This window comes from Sphingomonas sp. QA11, assembly GCF_028473665.1.
In the GTDB taxonomy this organism is placed as follows: Bacteria; Pseudomonadota; Alphaproteobacteria; order Sphingomonadales; family Sphingomonadaceae; genus Sphingomonas; species Sphingomonas phytovorans.
In genome coordinates this window covers 4,065,148-4,085,000 of record NZ_CP098774.1, presented here as the reverse complement: position 1 = coordinate 4,085,000, position 19,853 = coordinate 4,065,148, and the positions used below count along the sequence as shown (strand labels likewise).

The 19,853-nt window shown below is 62.1% G+C and carries 14 protein-coding genes, 1 tRNA gene, 2 rRNA genes and 1 pseudogene; 5 read left to right on the top strand and 13 right to left on the bottom strand.

Going from position 1 to position 19,853, the window contains the following annotated elements; genetic code table 11:
- Positions 1-241 precede the first annotated feature (241 nt).
- From NDN01_RS18740 to NDN01_RS18725, 4 genes are all read left to right on the top strand, one after another.
- Positions 242-3,037, top strand: a 23S ribosomal RNA gene (locus NDN01_RS18740).
- A 195-nt stretch (positions 3,038-3,232) separates the two neighbouring features.
- Positions 3,233-3,347 (top strand): 5S ribosomal RNA (gene rrf, locus NDN01_RS18735).
- Between the two features lie 91 nt (positions 3,348-3,438).
- Positions 3,439-3,515, top strand: a tRNA-Met gene (locus NDN01_RS18730).
- Between the two features lie 211 nt (positions 3,516-3,726).
- Positions 3,727-4,020, top strand: coding sequence for a hypothetical protein (locus tag NDN01_RS18725; RefSeq protein WP_272623244.1), 294 nt, complete (start codon positions 3,727-3,729; stop codon positions 4,018-4,020).
- Positions 4,021-4,101: 81 nt separating this feature from the next.
- Here the strand turns inward: NDN01_RS18725 and NDN01_RS18720 are convergent.
- From NDN01_RS18720 to trbL, 6 genes and pseudogenes are all read right to left on the bottom strand, one after another.
- Positions 4,102-5,130 (bottom strand): annotated as a pseudogene (locus NDN01_RS18720) (recombinase family protein); the annotation flags it as partial.
- A gap of 196 nt (positions 5,131-5,326) precedes the next feature.
- Positions 5,327-5,551 (bottom strand): DUF2274 domain-containing protein, encoded by a 225-nt coding sequence (locus NDN01_RS18715; protein WP_272623243.1) that lies wholly within the window; start codon positions 5,549-5,551, stop codon positions 5,327-5,329.
- A complete protein-coding gene (locus tag NDN01_RS18710) occupies positions 5,544-6,755 on the bottom strand; it encodes a TrbI/VirB10 family protein (protein WP_272623242.1) in 1,212 nt (403 codons plus the stop codon). Before NDN01_RS18710 ends, NDN01_RS18715 begins: the two co-directional genes overlap by 8 nt.
- Positions 6,752-7,684, bottom strand: coding sequence for a P-type conjugative transfer protein TrbG (trbG, locus tag NDN01_RS18705; protein ID WP_443025145.1), 933 nt, complete (start codon positions 7,682-7,684; stop codon positions 6,752-6,754). The genes NDN01_RS18710 and trbG overlap by 4 nt, the downstream gene beginning before the upstream one ends.
- Positions 7,681-8,490 carry a conjugal transfer protein TrbF gene (trbF, locus tag NDN01_RS18700; protein ID WP_272623241.1) on the bottom strand — a complete coding sequence of 270 codons (810 nt, stop codon included), beginning with the start codon at positions 8,488-8,490 and terminating at the stop codon, positions 7,681-7,683. Before trbF ends, trbG begins: the two co-directional genes overlap by 4 nt.
- A 3-nt stretch (positions 8,491-8,493) precedes the next feature.
- Positions 8,494-9,789 (bottom strand): P-type conjugative transfer protein TrbL, encoded by a 1,296-nt coding sequence (trbL, locus tag NDN01_RS18695; protein ID WP_272623240.1) that lies wholly within the window; start codon positions 9,787-9,789, stop codon positions 8,494-8,496.
- 637 nt (positions 9,790-10,426) lie between these two features.
- Between trbL and ltrA the strand changes: the two genes are divergently transcribed.
- Entirely contained in the window at positions 10,427-11,953 is a 1,527-nt protein-coding gene (gene ltrA / locus NDN01_RS18690) for a group II intron reverse transcriptase/maturase (protein ID WP_272623239.1), read from the top strand.
- A gap of 244 nt (positions 11,954-12,197) precedes the next feature.
- Here ltrA and trbJ read toward each other — a convergent pair whose 3' ends face one another.
- The 7 genes from trbJ to NDN01_RS18655 are packed head-to-tail and all read right to left on the bottom strand — an operon-like array spanning position 12,198 to position 19,475.
- Positions 12,198-12,944, bottom strand: a complete 747-nt coding sequence (trbJ, locus tag NDN01_RS18685; RefSeq protein WP_272623238.1) for a P-type conjugative transfer protein TrbJ — start codon at positions 12,942-12,944, stop codon at positions 12,198-12,200.
- Positions 12,944-15,388, bottom strand: coding sequence for a conjugal transfer protein TrbE (gene trbE / locus NDN01_RS18680; RefSeq protein WP_272623237.1), 2,445 nt, complete (start codon positions 15,386-15,388; stop codon positions 12,944-12,946). Before trbE ends, trbJ begins: the two co-directional genes overlap by 1 nt.
- Positions 15,382-15,654 carry a VirB3 family type IV secretion system protein gene (locus tag NDN01_RS18675; RefSeq protein ID WP_272628302.1) on the bottom strand — a complete coding sequence of 91 codons (273 nt, stop codon included), beginning with the start codon at positions 15,652-15,654 and terminating at the stop codon, positions 15,382-15,384. Before NDN01_RS18675 ends, trbE begins: the two co-directional genes overlap by 7 nt.
- Positions 15,655-15,662: 8 nt before the next feature.
- Positions 15,663-16,004: a TrbC/VirB2 family protein gene (locus NDN01_RS18670; RefSeq protein WP_443025144.1), complete on the bottom strand. Its 342-nt coding sequence runs from the start codon at positions 16,002-16,004 to the stop codon at positions 15,663-15,665.
- Complete coding sequence (trbB, locus tag NDN01_RS18665; RefSeq protein WP_272623235.1) at positions 16,001-16,990, bottom strand: P-type conjugative transfer ATPase TrbB; 990 nt, start codon at positions 16,988-16,990, stop codon at positions 16,001-16,003. Before trbB ends, NDN01_RS18670 begins: the two co-directional genes overlap by 4 nt.
- Positions 16,987-17,388 (bottom strand): CopG family transcriptional regulator, encoded by a 402-nt coding sequence (locus NDN01_RS18660; protein ID WP_272623234.1) that lies wholly within the window; start codon positions 17,386-17,388, stop codon positions 16,987-16,989. The genes trbB and NDN01_RS18660 overlap by 4 nt, the downstream gene beginning before the upstream one ends.
- Before the next feature lie 2 nt (positions 17,389-17,390).
- A complete protein-coding gene (locus tag NDN01_RS18655) occupies positions 17,391-19,475 on the bottom strand; it encodes a conjugal transfer protein TraG (RefSeq protein WP_272623233.1) in 2,085 nt (694 codons plus the stop codon).
- Positions 19,476-19,853 lie beyond the last annotated feature (378 nt).

The following is a 19,853-nucleotide window of genomic DNA, read 5'->3' as shown; positions in this document are numbered from 1 at the left end:
GAGAGCGTGGCTCTCTGTTTGACATTGTGAATGGGTTCTTAAAATCGATGCCGTAACGGTAGCGGTTTGAAAGATTGCACTGAGGTTCGCCTCGGCTGTGATCGATCGGATCGTTGCTAAAAGTTATTAGGCTGAGCATTTTAATCATCCGCACCAAGATACTGTGACATTGCTGCTCTGCCGAGTTTTGGTTGGCTTCCTCGGAGGTCAGCCCAGCATTGTCGTTGGTGGTGCGGACTCTCAAGCGTAAGGTAAGGGCAATTCGTGGATGCCTTGGCGCATACAGGCGATGAAGGACGTGGCACGCTGCGATAAGCTGCGGTGAGGTGTGAGCAACCTTTGACCCGCAGATTTCCGAATGGGGAAACCCACCTATCCCGTTTAACTTGAGCCGACCGGTTTACCGGGCGGGGCAAGCTAAATGGGGCTAGGTATCACTTAAGTGAATACATAGCTTTCGTGAAGCGAACCCGGCGAACTGAAACATCTCAGTAGCTGGAGGAAAAGACATCAACCGAGATTCCGTTAGTAGTGGCGAGCGAACGCGGACCAGGCCAGTGCCTGGAGTTCAACTAGCAGAACAGTTTGGAAAGACTGGCCATAGCGGGTGACAGCCCCGTATGCGAAAGTGAGACTTCAGGACTCGAGTAGGGCGGAACACGTGTAATTCTGTCTGAACATGGGGGGACCACCCTCCAAGCCTAAATACTCGTATGCGACCGATAGTGAACTAGTACCGTGAGGGAAAGGTGAAAAGCACCCCGATGAGGGGAGTGAAACAGTACCTGAAACGGATTGCCTACAAGCAGTAGGAGGGCTCATGTGGCCTGACTGCGTACCTTTTGTATAATGGGTCTGTGACTTAATGTATCAAGCAAGCTTAAGCCGGTAGGTGTAGGCGCAGCGAAAGCGAGTCTGAATAGGGCGACTAAGTTTGATGTATTAGACCCGAAACCCGGCGATCTAGGCATGACCAGGATGAAGGTGCGGTAACACGCACTGGAGGTCCGAACCGATTAACGTTGAAAAGTTACCGGATGAGTTGTGTTTAGGGGTGAAAGGCCAATCAAGCCGGGAAATAGCTGGTTCTCCGCGAAAACTATTTAGGTAGTGCCTCGGATGAATACCGCAGGGGGTAGAGCACTGGATGGGCTAGGGGGTCGCGAGATCTACCAAACCTAACCAAACTCCGAATACCTGCGAGTAATATCCGGGAGACAGACGGCGGGTGCTAAGGTCCGTCGTCAAAAGGGAAACAGCCCTGACCTACAGCTAAGGTCCCCAAGTCGTGTCTAAGTGGGAAAGCATGTGAAACTTCCAAAACAACCAGGAGGTTGGCTTAGAAGCAGCCATCCTTTAAAGAAAGCGTAACAGCTCACTGGTCTAAATAAGAGGTTTTGCGGCGAAGATGTAACGGGGCTCAAGACACGCACCGAAGCTTAGGGTGTGCAGCAATGCACGCGGTAGCGGAGCGTTCCGTAAGCCAGTGAAGGGATCTGGTAATGGGTCCTGGAGGTATCGGAAGTGCGAATGCAGACATGAGTAGCGATAAAGAGGGTGAGATGCCCTCTCGCCGAAAGACCAAGGGTTCCTGCGCAAGGCTAATCCGCGCAGGGTGAGCCGGCCCCTAAGACGAGCCCGAAGGGGGTAGTCGATGGGAACCACGTTAATATTCGTGGGCCTGGTGGTGTGTGACGGATCTCGTGAGTTGTTCATCCTTATTGGATTGGATGGGCTTCGAAGAGGTTCCAGGAAATAGCCCCACCGTATAGACCGTACCCGAAACCGACACAGGTGGTCAGGTAGAGTATACCAAGGCGCTTGAGAGAAGTGTCCTGAAGGAACTCGGCAAATTGCCTCCGTACCTTCGGAAGAAGGAGGCCCTCACTATGCGCAAGCACTTTGAGGGGGCACAGGCCAGGGGGTAGCGACTGTTTAGCAAAAACACAGGGCTCTGCTAAGTCGGCTTCAAGACGACGTATAGGGCCTGACGCCTGCCCGGTGCCTGAAGGTTAAGTGGAGTGGTGCAAGCTGCGAAATGAAGCCCAGGTAAACGGCGGCCGTAACTATAACGGTCCTAAGGTAGCGAAATTCCTTGTCGGGTAAGTTCCGACCTGCACGAATGGCGTAACGACTTCCCCACTGTCTCCAGGACATGCTCAGCGAAATTGAATTCTCCGTGAAGATGCGGAGTACCCGCGGTTAGACGGAAAGACCCCGTGCACCTTTACTGCAGCTTCAGAGTGGCATTAGGAAAGAACTGTGTAGCATAGGTGGGAGGCTTTGAAGCATTGGCGCCAGCCGGTGTGGAGCCATAGGTGAAATACCACCCTGTTGTTTTCTGATGTCTAACCTCGATCCATGAAACTGGATCAGGGACCCTCTGTGGCGGGTAGTTTGACTGGGGCGGTCGCCTCCTAAAGAGTAACGGAGGCGCGCGAAGGTTGGCTCAGGACGGTTGGAAACCGTCTGTTAGAGTGCAATGGCATAAGCCAGCCTGACTGCGAGACTGACAAGTCGAGCAGAGACGAAAGTCGGTCATAGTGATCCGGTGGTCCCTCGTGGAAGGGCCATCGCTCAACGGATAAAAGGTACGCCGGGGATAACAGGCTGATAACCCCCAAGAGCTCATATCGACGGGGTTGTTTGGCACCTCGATGTCGGCTCATCACATCCTGGGGCTGGAGCAGGTCCCAAGGGTTTGGCTGTTCGCCAATTAAAGTGGTACGTGAGCTGGGTTCAGAACGTCGCGAGACAGTTTGGTCCCTATCTGCCGTGGGCGTCGAAATTTGAGAGGAGTTGACCCTAGTACGAGAGGACCGGGTTGAACATACCTCTGGTGTACCTGTCGTTCCGCCAGGAGCGCAGCAGGGTAGCTATGTATGGACGGGATAACCGCTGAAAGCATCTAAGCGGGAAGCCTCCCTCGAGATAAGATTTCATAGAGCCGTCGGAGACCACGACGTTGATAGATCGGATGTAGAAGTGCGGTAACGCATGGAGCTAACCGATACTAATTGCTCTATTTGCGCTTGAGAGTCCCACCATCAACGACAATCCTGGGAAACCAGCATTGTCCGCGATCGTCGGATGATCAAATTGCAACGCCTAAGAACAACCACCTGTAACAACAGGTAAAGCGTGCATCGATTTTGGAACCGTTTTTCGAGACAACCCGCAAGGGTTGGCCGGGCAGCCACAAGCTGCCCGGCCTGTCTCACCGGCCTCATTGCTTGGTGGCTATAGCGTCAGTGCCCCACCCGATCCCATCCCGAACTCGGCCGTGAAACCTGACTGCGCCGATGGTACTATTGCTCAAGCAATGGAAGAGTAGGTCGTCGCCAGGCATTGAAGCCGGTGATACAATCACGAAAAACACATCCAGCAGAACCCATTCACATGTCACAACACCCGCTCACCAGCGGGTGTGAACCTTGGCGCGGGGTGGAGCAGCCCGGTAGCTCGTCAGGCTCATAACCTGAAGGTCACAGGTTCAAATCCTGTCCCCGCAACCAACGATACCGGTGACAACAAGTCGTCCATAAGCCCGGCTCCCGAAAGGGGACTGGGCTTCTTCTTGTTTGACGCAAATGTGAGGATAGCCGCGAGATCTCCGCGCAAGGCGATCGTCAGTTCGTCACCCTCGGGGATCAACGTCACTTCGTCGATCAGCGTGCGAAGCACTTCGACAGCTTCAGCCTTGCCTTCATTGTCGAACAGCCGCTCGTGAAGCTCCGCAATCCGCCGTCGATAAATCTCGGCCATATTGGGATGCAGGAGAGGCGCCGGCTCATCGATATTGGCAACGAGGTCAACCAGCAGCGCCTTCCGTTCTTCGAGAAGACGGATTTTGTCCTTCAGGACGGCTCCCGGGACGCCGTCGAGGATCGCCTGGATGGCCTTATCGAGCTCGCGTTTGACGCGCTCGAGCTCATTCCGCCAGCCTCCTGCCGTGGCGTCGCGCTCCATCCGAAGTTGGTTCACCTCTCGCGTAAACTCGTCGCAGAACGCCTTAAATAACTCTGGCTCCAACAGATGCGTGCGCAATCCGGTGAGAACCGATGCTTCAAGCGCATCGCGTCTGATGTTCAATCGATTGCCGCAGGTGCCCTTATTCCGTGCCGACGAGCAGCCGAGCAAATCCTTGGAGATCATGGAAAAACCACTGCCGCACGATCCGCACTTCAACAGTCCTGACAGCAGATGCCTTGGGCGGCGCCGATCGTTGAGGAAGTTATCGGAAGCGGCTTGCGTATCCTTCGACAGATTTTGCTGACGAGCCTTGGCCTGATCCCATGTTTCCTGCCCAACAATCCGCATTTCCGGAACGTCGCGGATCATCCAGTCGCTCTCCGGATTGAGCCGCGAGACGCGTTTGCCGGTGTCGGGATCCTTGACGTAGCGTAGCCGGTTCCAGACGAGTCGACCGACGTAGAGTTCGTTGTTGAGTATGCCGACTCCGCGCTTCGGGTTGCCGTGGATCGTCGACGCTCCCCATTGAGCGCCTTGCGGTCCCGGAACGCCTTCCTTGTTTAGATCCCAAGCGATCGACCGGGATGATTTGCCGGCGACATATTCCTGAAAAATCCGGCGAACGATAGTTGCCTCGGCCTCGTTGATTGTGCGGTCTCCACGGACGGGTTCACCGTTTGCATCGAACTTGCGTACGACGTCGTAACCAAAACAAAGGCCTCCGCCGGATTTGCCCTCTTCGATGCGACCTCGAAGACCACGCCGAGTTTTGTCCGCGAGATCCTTTAGGAAAAGGGCATTCATCGTTCCCTTGAGCCCGACATGAAGGTGGCTAACTTCACCCTCGGACAGAGTGAAAATCTTCACGCTTCCGAACGCCATTCGTTTGAACAGCCCGGCGATATCCTCTTGGTCGCGCGACAGTCTGTCCATCGCCTCGGCAAGCACGATTTGGAAACGCCCCTTCACAGCATCGCTAAGAAGGGCCTGGATTCCCGGGCGCAGCAGAGACGCTCCCGACATAGCATGGTCGGTATACTCCTCCACGATCTGCCAGCCTTGCTTCTCAGCATGGGCGCGGCAGATGCGAAGTTGATCAGCAATCGACGCGTCGCGTTGACTATCGCTTGAGTACCGGGCGTACAGCGCAACCTTCATCTTCGTCATCCTGACCTTCTGGGGAGGCGTCCTCGGCACCATTTCCAGAGTGGGCCTCAACATACTCCTTTGCTGCCGCCCTTGCCAGAGCGCGAACGAAGTTGACCAACTGAGGATGGTAGCGAGGCACCCCGGATTCCGCAGGCGGAGGCCGCTTATCGGATGCTTTCATGATCTGGCGGCCTAAGAGCGCATGCTATTTAGTCTGCGAAGTCGCGTGCGCTTTGGTGAAGCCGCGATCGCTTTCCAGAAACGTTCGCAGCATTGCTGGCACGAGCTCCGCAACGGTCTCTTCTTGCTTGTAGATCTCCTTATAAAGCGCTGCATAGCGCGCGAGTGCTTCGGCCAGATCCGGTGGGATAACGATCGTAAGTTTTACGGGGGTGCGGTCGGGCAGCTTGCTGAGCTTCAGATCAGCCATGGATGTTCTCCTCCGGTGGCCAAGGGGCGAGGATGAGATCTTTGTGGAGGACGAGCCGGACGATCGCTCCGGGCCGGATCGTGATCGTCGGCTGAATATTGAGATTGCGCGACGTGAGCTGATCCCCAGCGCGCGATACATTCTGCTGGGTCGATTGCCGGATCGCCTGGACGAGGTCGCTCTCGCCTGTCACCGACAGCTGGGAGCCCACCCCGAGCAACGTGGAAAGAGCGACGCCCTTGAGGAGCGCCCATGTGTGGAAATCGACCTTATCCTGCAGCCCAGCATAGCCCGAGGCATCGGTCGCCGGCACGTTATCGATCCCCATCGATCTACCATCGGGCAGAACAATCCGCTGCCAGACGATCAATGCGCGCTTCTGGCCGAACGCCACGACGCTGTCATAGCTGCCGATCAGCCGCGCCCCCTGCGGAATGAGCAGGATGCGGCCTGTCGGACTGTCGAACACTTGGCTGGTCACTTGGGCCGTGACGAGGCCCGGCAGGTCAGAACGCAGTCCCGTGATCAGGCTCGCCGAAATCACACTGCCCGCCGACAGCAAACACGGTGATGGTGCGGCGGTCAGCGTGTGCGGGTTGATGTCGCCGGATTTGTCGAGTGCGCCAATGAACTGAGCCTTCCGGCCTTGCGCGTTCGGATCGCGGTCTTGGTCAAGCGCCGGACCGGCAGAAGGTGTCGGGGCGGACGATGGCGCGGCCGCCGCGTCTATGACGGGCGGCGCGGTGGTTCCGGCACGGCCTTGGACCAAGACGCCAGACTCGCGCGCGGCTTTGAGTTCGGCCAACCGACGTTCCTGCTCCTGCGCAGCTTGCTGAGACGACGGATCGCTTCCTGATCCGGTTTCCGTCGCCATCCGGCGCTGGCTTTCGAGGATCGGTCGGCCGAGGTCTCCGGGGAGCGGTGGACCAAGCTTCGGGACATTGCCGTATGACGATGGCAGCCCATTCAATGCGTCGGCCGACGGACGATTGCTGGGTTCAGACAATTCCTGGCGATCAGCGACGGCGCTGAATACCCGCGGCTTCAGCGCGATCCATGCCACCGCCATCAAACTGACCGAGCCCAGCGCGGCGATGGCGACGATGACGCCGCGTCGAAAACGGATGGCGCGCGCCGGTCTTGCGCGGATTGCCAAGGTCTCTGGATCGACCTTCGGCGCGGGCGCGATTTCTGGCTCGGTCATGAGCGCTTGTCCTTCCGCGACTTGATCCCTTCAGCGACACGATCGATGCGAACGATCTGTTGCTTCCTGGTGCCGAGCCGGAGTTCGGCTGAGTCGAAGATGCGATCGACCACATAAAAGCGGCCACGAACACGGTAATTGACAAGCTCGGCCTCGCCCGTCGGGCCGACGATGAACAGCGGAGGCGCCTCGCCGACGGCGATTGCCGCCGGAAACTCGACGAAGGTCTGCCGCCCATCATCAAACGCGCGCAGCGGCCGCCATGCAGGCTGATCGCCGCTCACGACATAGTTGAAGTGGAGGCTGTCAACCGAGAGCCCTTCAGCGACGGGCGCCGCAGCGGTCGTCTGGTCGGCAGCCTTGCGTAGGGCAATCAATTGGTCGGCGGGATAGGTCCAGCACAGCGCCGCCATCGCAGTGCGCGAAGTGGCGGTGAGCTGAAGGTGATAGCTGCGGCGGTCGGTCGTGATGACGAGATTGGTCGCGAGCCCCGACGCGAACGGCTTCACCAGGATGTGCGTCCGCTTGTCTATACCGGCGCCACTGGTCGTGTCGCCAATGACCCAGCGCACCGTATCGCCTGCGGCCACCGATATCAGGCCTTCGGCCGGCTGCAAGGCGATGTCGGTCACGGCGCCGGGCGCGGTGTAGACTTGGTAGATCGTCCCGTCGCTGAAGGGGTAGACCTGCATGGCGTTCACGAACGCTTGGGCCAGCGGCTGCTGGGTCGCCGCGCGGTTGGCGATGGCGACGCGCGCGACGGCCGGACTGATCGGCTTTCGCATCCGCGCGTGACGGACCGGCGCCTTTGCAGTCGGCGGATTAACGGTCGCGGCCACAGGTGCCGCAGAAGCCGGCGCCGTGACATTCTGCGCAAACGCAGGCGTGACACACAAGGCAAGCGCCGATGCGGTGAGGATGATCTTCATGGGCGAGTCTCCTGAGCGGGCTGCGCCGGCGCAGCGAGGTTGGGATCGAGGGGCGAGCCGAGCGGCAGACCGGGCGGGATGGCTGGCGCGGCGGCAGGTGTCGAGGATGGAGGCGGCGCCGGGGGATCGAGCTCGCGGCTCCAGTCGATCGCATCGACATAGACGCCGAGCGGATTCTTGCGGAGCGTGTCGGCGTCGCTGGGTGTTTTGATCGCTACCGTCAGGATCGCGGTCCAGCGGGACGTTCCCGCCGCGGCGCCACGTTCATAGGCTGTCTCGGTCCATTTGACCTGGAACGACCGGTCGGACGCCCGCACGACGCTGGTGACCTGCACCGATACGGTTCGTTCACCGATGCTGCCGAACGGGTCGGCACCGCGCGCATAGTCATCGAGAAACTGGGCACCGCGCTTGGTCGTGAAGTCGTAAGCCTCGAGCCAGTTCTGCCGCACGAGCACGGGATCGAGCGATCGCCCCCGGACATGCGCGATAAATTGCGAAAGGTGCCAGGCGATCTGCGGGTCGGTCGGATGATAGCCAACCTCCGCCGCGGTGACGGCACGTGCCCCACCCAAACGATCGACCGCGACGACGTAAGGCGTGACACGGCTCTGCATGGATTGCCAGACTAGGGCAGACGAAAGGCCGCCGGTCAGCGTGAGGCAACCGAACGCCATCAGCCGCCAGTTGCGGGCCTGTACCCGGGCGGAACCGATCCGCTCGTCCCAGAGCTGACCGGCACGCTGGTACGGCGTCTCCGGCTCAGGGGTTCGTCCGTAGCGCTGGACGGCGCGTTTGAAGATCATCGGCTAGTCCTTTTCCTTGATGTCAGGTGTGGCGGAGGCACCGCCGCGATCACCCTGCTGGAGCGTGTGCAGCGCGATCTGGCGGTGATGGCGGGCGGATTGCTGGTTGCGCATGGCGCGCGCCCATCCGGGCGCGCCATCATTGTCGGCAGGCTGCGGGGCGTCATTGCCGCTTGTGCGATTGAGCGCGTTCCATGCCGCTGCCCGACCTTGCGAAGCGGCTTCGCCCAACCCAAGCGCGCTGGATGCGCGGTCGCGCGCGGCATTGCCGGCGGCGCGCGCGACGCCTCCAAGACCAGCAGCCATCGTCGGCGCCGGGGCGGTTTCCTTGCCGAGCGTATACGCGGTCGATGCCGCCGATCCCATCGAGGTGCCGGCACGGACAGCGCCGAGCGCCCCACCGCCGAGCATGCGCGCGCCGCCGACGGCCGCGCCACCGGCGAGCATCGTGATGCCGGCCGCACCGACCGCCGTGCCGAGCGCTGCGCCCGCACCGAGCTGGGGTGCGCCGGCGACAAGGCCCGACGCGATACCGGGGCCGAAGATGCCGAGGCCGAACAATGTGAGCGAAGCCAGAAGCAGGCTCGCCGCAGCGGCCAGGTCCGGTTCGCCTTGACCGGCCGTCGCGAACTCGGTGAAAAAGTTCGAGCTGATGCCGATGATGACGGCGAGCACCATCACCTTGATGCCAGAGCTGACGACGTTGCCGAGCACCCTTTCTGCCAGGAAGCTGGTGCGGTTCCACAGTGCGAACGGCACGAGGATGAAGCCGGCGAGCGAGGTCAGCTTGAACTCGATGATCGTGACGAAGACCTGCACGGCCAGCACGAAGAAGGTGATGATCGTCAGTGCCCAGGCGAGGAACAGCACCGCGATCGTCGCAAAGTTCGTGAAGAAGGCGACCGGGCCGGTGAGGTCGGATATCTGTTGAAGGAGTGGCCAGGCGGCCGAGAAGCCGACACCGGCAAGCCGGCCCGGCTTGAGCAGGTCGTCGGCTGTCATTCCGCCTCCGCCGGCGGTGAGGCCGGCGGCAGTGAACGAACGGAAGATGATGTCGGCGAGCGTCGAGAAGCTGTTCAGGATGAACGCGAACGCGCCGATGTAGAGAATCTTCTTGATGAACCGGCCGATGACGTTGTCGTCGCCGCCTAGCGCCCAGAACAGCCCCGCCAGCGTGACGTCGATCCCGATGAGCGTCACGGTCAGGAAGTGGACGTCGCCGCCGAGCAGCCCGAACCCGCTATCGATGTAGCGGATGAAGGCCTGCATGAAGCGGTCGATGACATTGAGGTCGTTCACGTGCGTCAGGTCCTAATCAAAGAAAGGAGTGCTTTGATTTTATTGCTGTTTTTGATCTCGCAGGGTGCAAGGCCCTGCGCACCGTGTGACGCAACATGCGGTGACGAGCGGTGGGTGAGTCGCGCCGGGTGCTTCCGGTGAGGCGTAAATCAGCAGAACCCATAAAAGTCGGGCAGACGGGGACTTCCGACCCTGTGGCTGGCCCGGCGAGCGAGCTTGCCATGGCAAGGGAAACCGAACCGATGGTGGAAGCCCCGGCAGACTTGAACATCCGCCAACTCGGAAGTGGGCGGGTCGATCTGCGGCGCGAGCGGCAGATCGGCGGAGCGTTGGTCCGTGGTGTGGATGCACGGACTGGGGGTGCGCGGCGTGCCGCGCGCCAGCCTCGACACAAGCTTGCGGTGTGCCGTGGCCCGAATCCGCACGGGGTAGAGTCGGTGCCTAAAGCAGGCGAGAGATCAATTACGGAACCTGAGAACCCTGCCATCGCTCCCGGCGTCTCCAAACGTCGGGTGACTGAAGCGACCAGCGATCGCGGTGATGGGGGGCGGAGCCTTCGTAGTAGTCCGAGGACGGGAAAGCCGTCCACATGGCGAAGGGAGGCAGTGGATGCAGCGAGCAGGCAGGAGGCGGACCTATGTCCGATGGGGTGAATACCTCGTTCGTCCTCGACATGCAGCGCAAACTGTATCGGTGGAGTCACGAAGACCCTGACAAGGTCTTCGCTGATCTGTTCAATATCGTATGCGACCGCAGAATATTGACCGCAGCTTGGGAAAAGCTTGTCCGCAACAGCGGCAGCAAGACACCGGGCACGGACGGTATGACGCGGCGCAAGGTCGAGGAGCGTCCGGGTGGCGCGGCAGCGCTGATCGAAGAAGTTCGTGAGGCGCTTCGCAACGGAACCTATCAACCGCAACCGGTCAGGCAACGGCTCATCCCGAAGCCAGGCAAGCCGGGGAAGTTCCGCCCGCTCGGCATTCCAACGCTCATCGACCGTCTGGTACAAATGGCTTTGAAGCTGGTCTTGGAGCCCATCTTCGAGACGGATTTTTATCCGACCTCGTATGGGTTCCGCATAGGCCGGAGCACCCACGACGCACTCGAAAGGATCGTGAAGGTCCTTCACCCGACGAAGCGCGGACCTTCGGTCTACGCTTATGTCATTGAGGGCGACATCAAGGGATGCTTTGACGCCATCGATCATCATGTCATGATGGAACGGGTGCGAAAACGCATCGGCGACCGCAAGGTGCTGAGGCTGATCCTCGCGTTCCTGAAGGCCGGCGTGATGGTCGAGGGAACCGTTCGTCACCCCGTTACCGGGTCGCCGCAAGGCGGTATCATCTCGCCAATGCTGTCGAATATCTACCTGACGGCACTCGATGAGCGATACGGGCGATGGTCCCAGTGCCCTCGCGAACCATATATCAATGCCGCTGCCCGCCGGGTCAAAGACCATAAGCGGCGCAGGACGGTGTTCTATATGGTCAGATACGCGGACGACTTCGTCGTCCTCGTGGATGGCACGAGGGAGCAGGCGGAAGCGGAAAAGCGCGCGCTGGCGGAGTTCCTGAAAACGGAGCTTCGCATGGAGCTGTCGGTCGAAAAGACCAAGATCACCGACGTCCGGGAAGGCTTCGACTTCCTCGGATATCGGGTGGCGCAGACCAGAGCCCGCAACACGGGTCGCCGTGTCGGCAACCTCTTCATCCCGAGGGGCAAGCTGAACGACCTGCGCCACAAGATCAAGGTCCTGGTGAAGCGAACTTCCACCGGGAGTATGCTCACCACCCTGATCGACAAGCTCAACCCGATCCTGCTGGGTTGGCGGAATTACTACCGATACGCCACTGGCGCATATCGGGCGTTCCACCAACTCGACTTCTGGATTTGGGAGCGCGTTGGGCGCTGGTTGAGAAAGAAGCACGGAGATGCGTCGTGGCCTGTGGTTCGGCGCAGCTATCATCACAGCGCACCGGGAAAACGGCGGCAATGGACCGAGGGCGCGATACGCCTGCGGTTCCTCACCGAAGGGAATACCCGTCGCTACCCGGCCCAGCTTATTACGAAACCGAACGGATGGGATGCGCCCCGTGAAGCCCGGCACCGCGCAAGCACGCGGAGCTTCTGGGATGCGTTCCACAGCCTCAGACATATCTGAGGCCCACCCCTGCCCGGTCGTCCGTGCAGGCATGGAGAGCCGGATGCGAGGAAACCCGCACGTCCGGTTCGGAGGAGAGTATGGAGAAACTTGTCTCCGAGAGGGGATGTAGCGTTCCATACTTATCCTACTGTGGTGATGTCCTGCGCGAGAGGGGATGCCGCGGAGCGGGGCCGGGGGAGCTGAGCCCCGCCCCGCGGCGGACGGCGACGGGAGGCGACCGTCGCCGCCCAGTCCGGCCGCGCTACTGGGGGGTGTAGGCGGTGCCGGAACCGAGGAACTGTTTGGCCGCTGCGTGCGCGTCGATCTCGGCCTGCCCCTGGCGCGCCCGTTCGATCGCCTCCGCGCGGTATTGCGCGGCCATCATGTTCTGGATCTGGAACTGCTGCTTGGCGGTAAGGGCGAGCAGCTGGTTGGTAGCCTGCTGCGCTTGCAGCGATCCTTCGGCGCTTTGGCTCTTCGCGACGATTGCCGACAACGCCTGGGTATCGGCCGCGACGTTCTCGGCGATCTGCGCCTGAACCGTCATCGTATGCTGGTAGGACGACATGCTGGTGTCCAGCCGTGTGCGAGCGGCGATGACCTGATCGTTGGTGCTGAGTGCCTGGCCGAAACTCTGTGGGAACAGCTGGCGGAACCGCTGATCGAGACCGGACACCTGAAACTGTATCCCCTGCGCCTGACCCATCAGCCGATCGACCTGCTGAAGGGTTTGGGTCAGCGCCTGCAACTCGGGGAAGTTGATCCGCGTCAGGTTCTTCGCCTGGTTGATCAGCATGTTCGCTTCGTTCTGGAGCGACTGGATCTGGTTGTTGATCTGCTGGAGCGTCCGCGCGGCGGTCAGAAGGTTCTGACTATAGTTGCTCGGATCGAACACCGTGAACTGTGCCTGGGCCGGCGTGCTGGTCATGGTCAGGCCCATGACGAGCGATCCGGCGGTGCCGAGACCGAGCGCGCTCGCGATCAGATATTTGCGGGTGAGGAAACGCATCACAATACTCCTGTGCTTTGGGGGGCGGGGAAATTGGGGAGAAGGTCAGCGGCCCAGTCGAGACCGGCGGACAAGAGGAAGCGGGCCGCGAAGTCTGTCAGGCCCCCGTCGAGGATCATCGCGTCGATCCGCGATTGCGTGGCGGGATCGGACGCGCCGCAGAGCGCGAGCGCGATCGGGCCAAGTCCGAGTTCGAACAACCGGTTGCCGCGCGCCGATTGAAGGTAATATTGCCGCTTGGGCGTGGCGCGGCTGACCAGCTCGATCTGGCGGTCGTTCAGGCCGAACCGCTCATAGGCATCGCGGCTCTGCGGTTCGATTGCGCGATCGTTGGGCAACAGGATGCGCTGCGGGCAGCTCTCGACGATGGCCGGCGCGATGCTGCTGGACGCGATATCGGCGAGGCTCTGTGTCGCGAACAGCACCGCGACATTCTTCTTGCGCAGCACCTTCAGCCATTCGCGGATACGCGCCGCGAACAGCGGATGGTCGAGGAAGATCCAGGCTTCGTCGAGGACGAGCAGTGTGGGCCGGCCGTCGAACCGCTCCTCGAGCCGGTGGAACAAATAGGTGAGCACCGGGGCGACCACACCGGCCTGCCCCATCAGCGCCTCGGTCTCGAAGCATTGGACGTCAGCGAAGGCGAGATGTTGCTCGGCCGCGTCCAGCAATCGGCCATAAGGGCCGTCCAGTGTGTATGCGCCAAGCGCGGTGCGCAGCGCATTCGACTGGAGCAGTAAAGTCAGGCCGGTCAGCGTCCGCTCTTCGGCCGGCGCGGACGCGAGGCTGCCGAGCGCGGACCAGACCGCGTCCTTGACCTCGGGCGTGACGATGACCTTTTCGTGCGCGAGCAGCGCGGCGATCCATTCGGCCGCCCAGCTCCGTTCGGTCGCATCGTCGATCCGGCGTAGCGGCTGAAACGCCAATGTCTCGCCAGCATCAGCGCCGAGGCCCAGCGCGTGATGAGCGCCACCCATCGCCAGCACGGCAGCGCGGGCGGAGAAACCCTTGTCGAAGATGTAGACCTGCGAACCCGCGTAGCGTCGGAACTGAAGCGCGATCAGCGCGAGCAGCACCGACTTGCCGGCGCCGGTCGGCCCGACCACCAGCATGTGCCCGACATCGCCCACATGGGCCGACAGGCGGAACGGCGTCGATCCCGCAGTGCTCGCATAGAGTAGCGGCGGTCCGTCGAGATGGGCATTGCGCAGCGGCCCGGCCCAGACCGACGACAGCGGCATCAGATGCGCGAGGTTCAGCGTATGCACCAGCGGCTGCCGGACATTGGCGTAGGTCTGGCCTGGTAGCGACGACAGCCATGCCTCGACCGCGTTGACGCCTTCGCGGATCGTCGTGAATCCGAGGCCATTGACGATCCGCTCGACCTGCCGGACCTTGTCCTCGACACGCCCGCGATCGGTATCCGCAACCGTGATCGTCGTGGTCAAATAGCCGAACGCGACATGGTCGCCGCCCAGCACCTGAAGCGCCAGGTCGGCATCGACCACCTTGTTGTCGGCGTCGCTGTCGAGCAGCTGCGACGGCTGATTGTACATGATCTCGCGCAGCAGCGCGGTGATCGACTTGCGCTTGTTGAACCACTGGCGGCGCAGCTTGGTCAGCGCCCTGGTTGCATCGCTCTTGTCGAGCGAGATGAACCGCGTGACCCAGCGATACGAAAAATCCTGATGGTTGAGCGCGTCGAGGATACCGGGCCGGCTCATGCTCGGGAAGCCGAGCACTGTAAGCGTGCGCAGGTGCGTGTCACCAAGCCGCGGCTCCAGTCCGCCGGTGAGTGGCGTGTCGGCGAGCAGCGCATCAAGGTAGATCGGCGTTTCGGGGACGGCGACACGATGCGGCCGCGATGAAATGGTGTCGCGCAAGAATGTGAGCGTCTCGGCATCGTCGAGCGCGCGCACCTCGGGCATGAAACTCGCGAAAAGATCGAGAGCGCGATCACTTTCGGCGATGAAGCTGGCAAGTGCGCCGTGCCAGTCGCGGCCCTTCTCGGCATCGGGGCGCTCGACCAGCGACCGGCCAGCAGCCTCGGCGCTGTCGGGCGTTGGCAGCCAGGTTAGCGTGAGATGGTAGCGGCTCTCATAATGCTCGCCTTCGGCGAGGAAGGCTGCCCTGCGTTCTTGATCGACAAGCCAGGACGCGGCGTCGGGAAAATCACTATCTGGATAGGCGGATGCCTCACGCCTCTCTGCGTCGAAGAAGAGCGCCCATCCTGTACCGAACCGCTTCAGTACATTGTTCGCCCGCGCGCAGGCCGAGATCAGCTCGCCCTCGGTGGCCGATTCAAGATCCGGTCCGCGAAAACGAAGCGTGCGCTGGAAGCTGCCATCCTTGTTGAGGATGACGCCCGGCGCGACCAACGCGGCCCAGGGGAGGTGATCGGCCAGCCGGTCGGCGCAGTGGCGATATTCGGCGAGGTTCAGCACGCGAAATAGCCTTTCTGGCGGAGATGGCGGATCAGCACGGGCGCGAAATCCGGGTCGCGACGCGCGGCGAAGACGGCGATGCTGTGCCCGACTGCCCAGAGCACGAGACCGGCGATCCATTGCTGGAGGCCGAGACCGACGGCGGCGGCGATCGTCCCGTTGACGATCGCGATTCCTCGCGGCGCGCCGCCGAGCAGGATCGGCGACCCGAGGCTCCCGTGGATGGGAGCTTCGAACCCTTCGAGATGCTGGCCGGTGCTGTGCATGACCTTACTCACGCGATCAGCGCTCCGCCGCCGAAGCTGAAGAAGCTCAGGAAGAAGCTCGATGCGGCGAATGCGATCGAGAGGCCGAACACGATCTGGATAAGGCGCCGAAAGCCGCCGCTGCTCTCGCCAAACGCCAGCGTGAGCCCGGTCGTGATGATGACGATGACGGCAACGATCTTGGCGACCGGGCCCTGGACCGACTCCAGGACCTGCTGGAGCGGCTGCTCCCACGGCATGCCTGAACCGGCTGCCTCCGCGGCAGGGGCGATAGCAAGTGTCAGGCCGATGACGGCGCCGATAAGGAAGGTCGATCCGCGAGACGGAATCCTGGCAAGCTGCATGGTCATTCTCCTTGGGGGTTGGTGAGATTAAGAAGGTCGGCGAGCGCGTAGCTCCCCGTGTCGGGGTCGAGCCCGGCGACGCGCGCGATGCTGGCGATCCGGCGCTGCAGGCCGCGGCCGGAGATGAAAACGATGATGTCGATCGCCTCGGCGATCAGCCGGCGTGGCACGGTGACCACCGCCTCCTGCACCAGACCCTCGATCCGGTAGAGGGCAGACATCGCGCTGTTCGCGTGGACGGTGGCGATCCCGCCGGGGTGCCCGGTATTCCACGCCTTGAGCATGTCGAGCGCTTCGGGACCACGCACCTCGCCGACGATGATGCGATCGGGACGAAGGCGCAGCGTCGAACGGACGAGATCGGCCATCGTGACGATGCCCGGTCGCGTGCGCAGTGCGACCGTATCGGCGGCCGGGCTCTGCAGTTCGCGTGTGTCCTCGATGAGGATGACGCGCTCGTCGACCCATGCCATCTCAGCGAGCAGCGCGTTGGCAAGCGTGGTCTTGCCCGAGCTCGTGCCGCCGGCGACCAGGATATTGTAGCGCTGGGTGACGCAGGCTTTCAGCCGGTCGGCAGCCGCCTGCGCCATGATGCCGTCTGCGACATAGTCGTCGAGGCTGTAGAGCCGTTCGGCCGGTTTGCGGATCGAGAAGCACGGCGCGATCGACACGGGCGGAAGCACGCCTTCGAACCGCTCGCCCGCGCGGCCTTCGACGTGCGGCGGCAACTCTGCCGAGACGATCGGCGCATCGCCATGGACTTCCGCGCGTGCGTGCGACGCGACGAGGCGGATGATCCGTTCTACCTGCGCCGCCTCCATGCGAACTTTAGTGTCGGAGCGTCCATCACCAAGCCTGTCCAGACGTAGCGCCCCGTCCGGATTGACCATGATCTCGATGACGCGCGGATCGGCCAGCGCCTCGGCAATTGCCGGCCCCATCGCGGTGCGCAGCATCGCGCGCCGACGGTCTGCGGAAATGCCGCCCGTCATTGGCCGGCCTCAGATGCGCCGATCGTTCGACGGCCGGCGGCTATTTGCCGTCCGACCTGGGCGATGAAAGCATCGAATCGCTTGGCGGCAATGGCGCGCCCAGCATGGTCGTTTTCGGCGAGCGGGGCCTGGATCGCCAGTTCGTAGCGGACGAACAGGGCCAGAGTTTCGATCTGAATATGGCCGTCGCGCTCTAGCCTTCCGATCGCGGCGGTCAGACGATCCAGGCGGATGCCGAACCGGTCCTCCAGTTCGGACGCGCCGCGACGATTGAGCCACGCGGTCACCGCATCAGTCAGGATCGCCGACTTGGACGCTCCCGGCTTCGCCGCGAGGGCCTCGAGACGGTCGCTGACGGGCTTTGGGAGAAACAGCTGGTGGCGGATTTTCTCGACCATGGTCAGAGATCCAGCTGCAGATCGCCGGGCCGATCATCAGCCGCGTCGATTGCGTAGACGGTGCGTGCCGTGCCGAGCGCGCGGGCCTGATCCATTGCACGCTGCTCGGAGGCGAGATCGCCATCGTCTTCGGCCAGACCGAGGGGATCAGCGGTAATCGGGTCGGGTGAGATCGGCCGGTCGATTTCCTGTCCGGGATGGCGCGCCTGTTCGAGACCACCGCCGGCATCTTCACGGTCGTTGTCGGTGGCGGCATCAAGGCGCGCGTCGATACCGCGCACGATCCCTGCCCAATCATCCGGGCGCGACATCGGCCGGTCAGGGTAGTCGCCGTCGACAAGTGCGGGCGGCGGCAGCACCCGTGTCTTGAACGTACTGTCTTCGTAATAGCGCAGCTTGGTGGCGCGGATCGGCGGTGTGCCGGCGACCATCACGAGTTCGTCGGTTGCGGGAAGCTGCATTACCTCGCCGGGCGTCAGCAACGCGCGGGCGGTCTCCTGTCGGCTCACCATGACGTGCGCGAGCCAAGGTGCGAGCCTGTGGCCCGCATAGTTGCGCATCGCGCGCTGCTCGGTCGCTGTGCCGAGTGCGTCGGAAATACGCTTCGCCGTTCGCTCGTCATTGGTCGCGAAGGCAATGCGGACGTGGCAATTGTCGAGAATGGCGTTGTGATCGCCATAAGCCTTCTCGATCTGGTTGAGGCTCTGCGCGATCAGGAAGGCGCGCACGCCGTAGCCCGCCAGGAAGGCGAGGCTGGTCTCGAAGAAATCCAGGCGACCGAGCGCCGGAAACTCGTCCAGCATCATCAGCAGCTTGTGGCGGGCGGCGGCATTGGTGCCGTTGTCGGCATGAATCAGCAGCTTGTGGCGGGCGGCGGCATTGGTGCCGTTGTCGGCATGAAGATGCTCGGTCAGGCGGCGGCCGATCTGGTTGAGCACGAGGCGGATCAGCGGCTTGGTGCGGCTGATGTCGGACGGCGGAACAACGAGATAGAGGGAGACCGGCGACTTGCCTTCGACCAGATCCGCGATGCGCCAGTCGCACCGCGACGTTACGGTCGCGACGGTGGGATCTCGGTAGAGACCGAGGAACGACATCGCCGTCGACAGCACGCCGGAGCGTTCGTTCTCGGATTTGTTGAGCACCTCGCGGGCCGCCGACGCAACGACGGGATGGACGATCGGCGCGTCTCCCGTGCCGAGATGATTGGTGGTCATCATCTGGCGGAGCGTGGCGGTGAACGGGCGCTGTGGGTCGGACAGGAAGGAGGCGACGCGGGCGAGCGTCTTGTTTTCCTCGGCGTAGAGAATGTGGAGGATGGCTCCGACCAGCAGCGAGTGGCTGGTCTTCTCCCAATGGTTGCGGCGTTCGAGCGCGCCTTCCGGATCGACCAGGATATCGGCGATGTTCTGGACGTCGCGTACCTCGTCGGTCCCGCGGCGAACTTCGAGCAGCGGATTGTAGCGCGCCGAGCGGACATCTGTGGGGTTGAAGAGCAGGCAATGCGAGAAGCGCTGGCGCCAGCCGGCGGTTAGCTGCCAGTTCTCGCCCTTGATGTCGTGGATGACTGTCGATCCCGACCAGCCGAGCAGGGTTGGTACGACCAGTCCGACGCCCTTGCCGCTGCGGGTCGGCGCGAACGCCATGATGTGTTCGGGACCATCGTGGCGGAGGTAACGAGGGCCAGTTCGACCGAGGAACACGCCGGTGTCCGTGAGCAGTCCGGCGGCCCGGATATCCTTGGCCGTAGCCCAGCGCGCGGAGCCGTAGGTGGTGAGATTGTTGCGCTGACGGGCACGCCAGAGCGACCCCAAGATCGCGGCTCCGCATCCGACCAGGCCACTAGCCGCAGCGATTCCGCCTGCTTTTTCGAACAATACCGGAGCATAGGCCTCGAACGAGAACCACCAGCGGAACAAGGACCAGGGCGGGTAGACCGGATGACCGAACGCGATGAACCATGGTCGGCCAAGCTCGGGCTGATAGGCCAGTTCGGCCGCAGCCCATTGCGTAGCAAACCAGACGCCCGCCAATATGATGGCGAACACCACAATGATTTGTCCGAGGAGCAATTTGGTCGGGGTCATGCGGGCCTCCGCCCGCGCGAGAATCAGTCTGCGCAGGCTCGGTCGCTAGAATCCGCGAACGCAGTGCGGTGCGTCAGAGCCTCTCTGGGGACGTCGAGTGTCGATCTGGGGAATCTCAGCCCTGCCTCGGCTTTAGAGCCGTAATAAAGGATATTTGCGCATCGCGTAGGAATCTCGGGATCGCCTCAGGAGCATCGAGACTGGTGGTAAGCGGGGTCGGAAGATTGAGGAAATGGTGCTGGGTGGATTCCTGCCTGACTGCTATTGGGCGACCCATTGGTGATACTGCCAATGGTCGCTACCTGCCCCGGCGGCAGCCAGCGACCGACTCGAGCCGTTCCACGCCCCGCGCCAGACGTCTGCTCTTGCCGAAACCCG

What these genes read in the sequence shown, in the direction of transcription:
- NDN01_RS18670 (WP_443025144.1), bottom strand. Translation starts at nt 16,004, where the DNA reads ATGACCATGCAGCTTGCCAGGATTCCGTCTCGCGGATCGACCTTCCTT.
- trbJ (WP_272623238.1), bottom strand. Translation starts at nt 12,944, where the DNA reads ATGCGTTTCCTCACCCGCAAATATCTGATCGCGAGCGCGCTCGGTCTC.
- NDN01_RS18660 (WP_272623234.1), bottom strand. Translation starts at nt 17,388, where the DNA reads ATGGTCGAGAAAATCCGCCACCAGCTGTTTCTCCCAAAGCCCGTCAGC.
- NDN01_RS18655 (WP_272623233.1), bottom strand. Translation starts at nt 19,475, where the DNA reads ATGACCCCGACCAAATTGCTCCTCGGACAAATCATTGTGGTGTTCGCC.
- NDN01_RS18710 (WP_272623242.1), bottom strand. Translation starts at nt 6,755, where the DNA reads ATGACCGAGCCAGAAATCGCGCCCGCGCCGAAGGTCGATCCAGAGACC.
- ltrA (WP_272623239.1), top strand. Translation starts at nt 10,427, where the DNA reads ATGTCCGATGGGGTGAATACCTCGTTCGTCCTCGACATGCAGCGCAAA.
- trbG (WP_443025145.1), bottom strand. Translation starts at nt 7,684, where the DNA reads ATGAAGATCATCCTCACCGCATCGGCGCTTGCCTTGTGTGTCACGCCT.
- trbB (WP_272623235.1), bottom strand. Translation starts at nt 16,990, where the DNA reads ATGACGGGCGGCATTTCCGCAGACCGTCGGCGCGCGATGCTGCGCACC.
- trbF (WP_272623241.1), bottom strand. Translation starts at nt 8,490, where the DNA reads ATGATCTTCAAACGCGCCGTCCAGCGCTACGGACGAACCCCTGAGCCG.
- NDN01_RS18715 (WP_272623243.1), bottom strand. Translation starts at nt 5,551, where the DNA reads ATGGCTGATCTGAAGCTCAGCAAGCTGCCCGACCGCACCCCCGTAAAA.
- NDN01_RS18675 (WP_272628302.1), bottom strand. Translation starts at nt 15,654, where the DNA reads ATGCACAGCACCGGCCAGCATCTCGAAGGGTTCGAAGCTCCCATCCAC.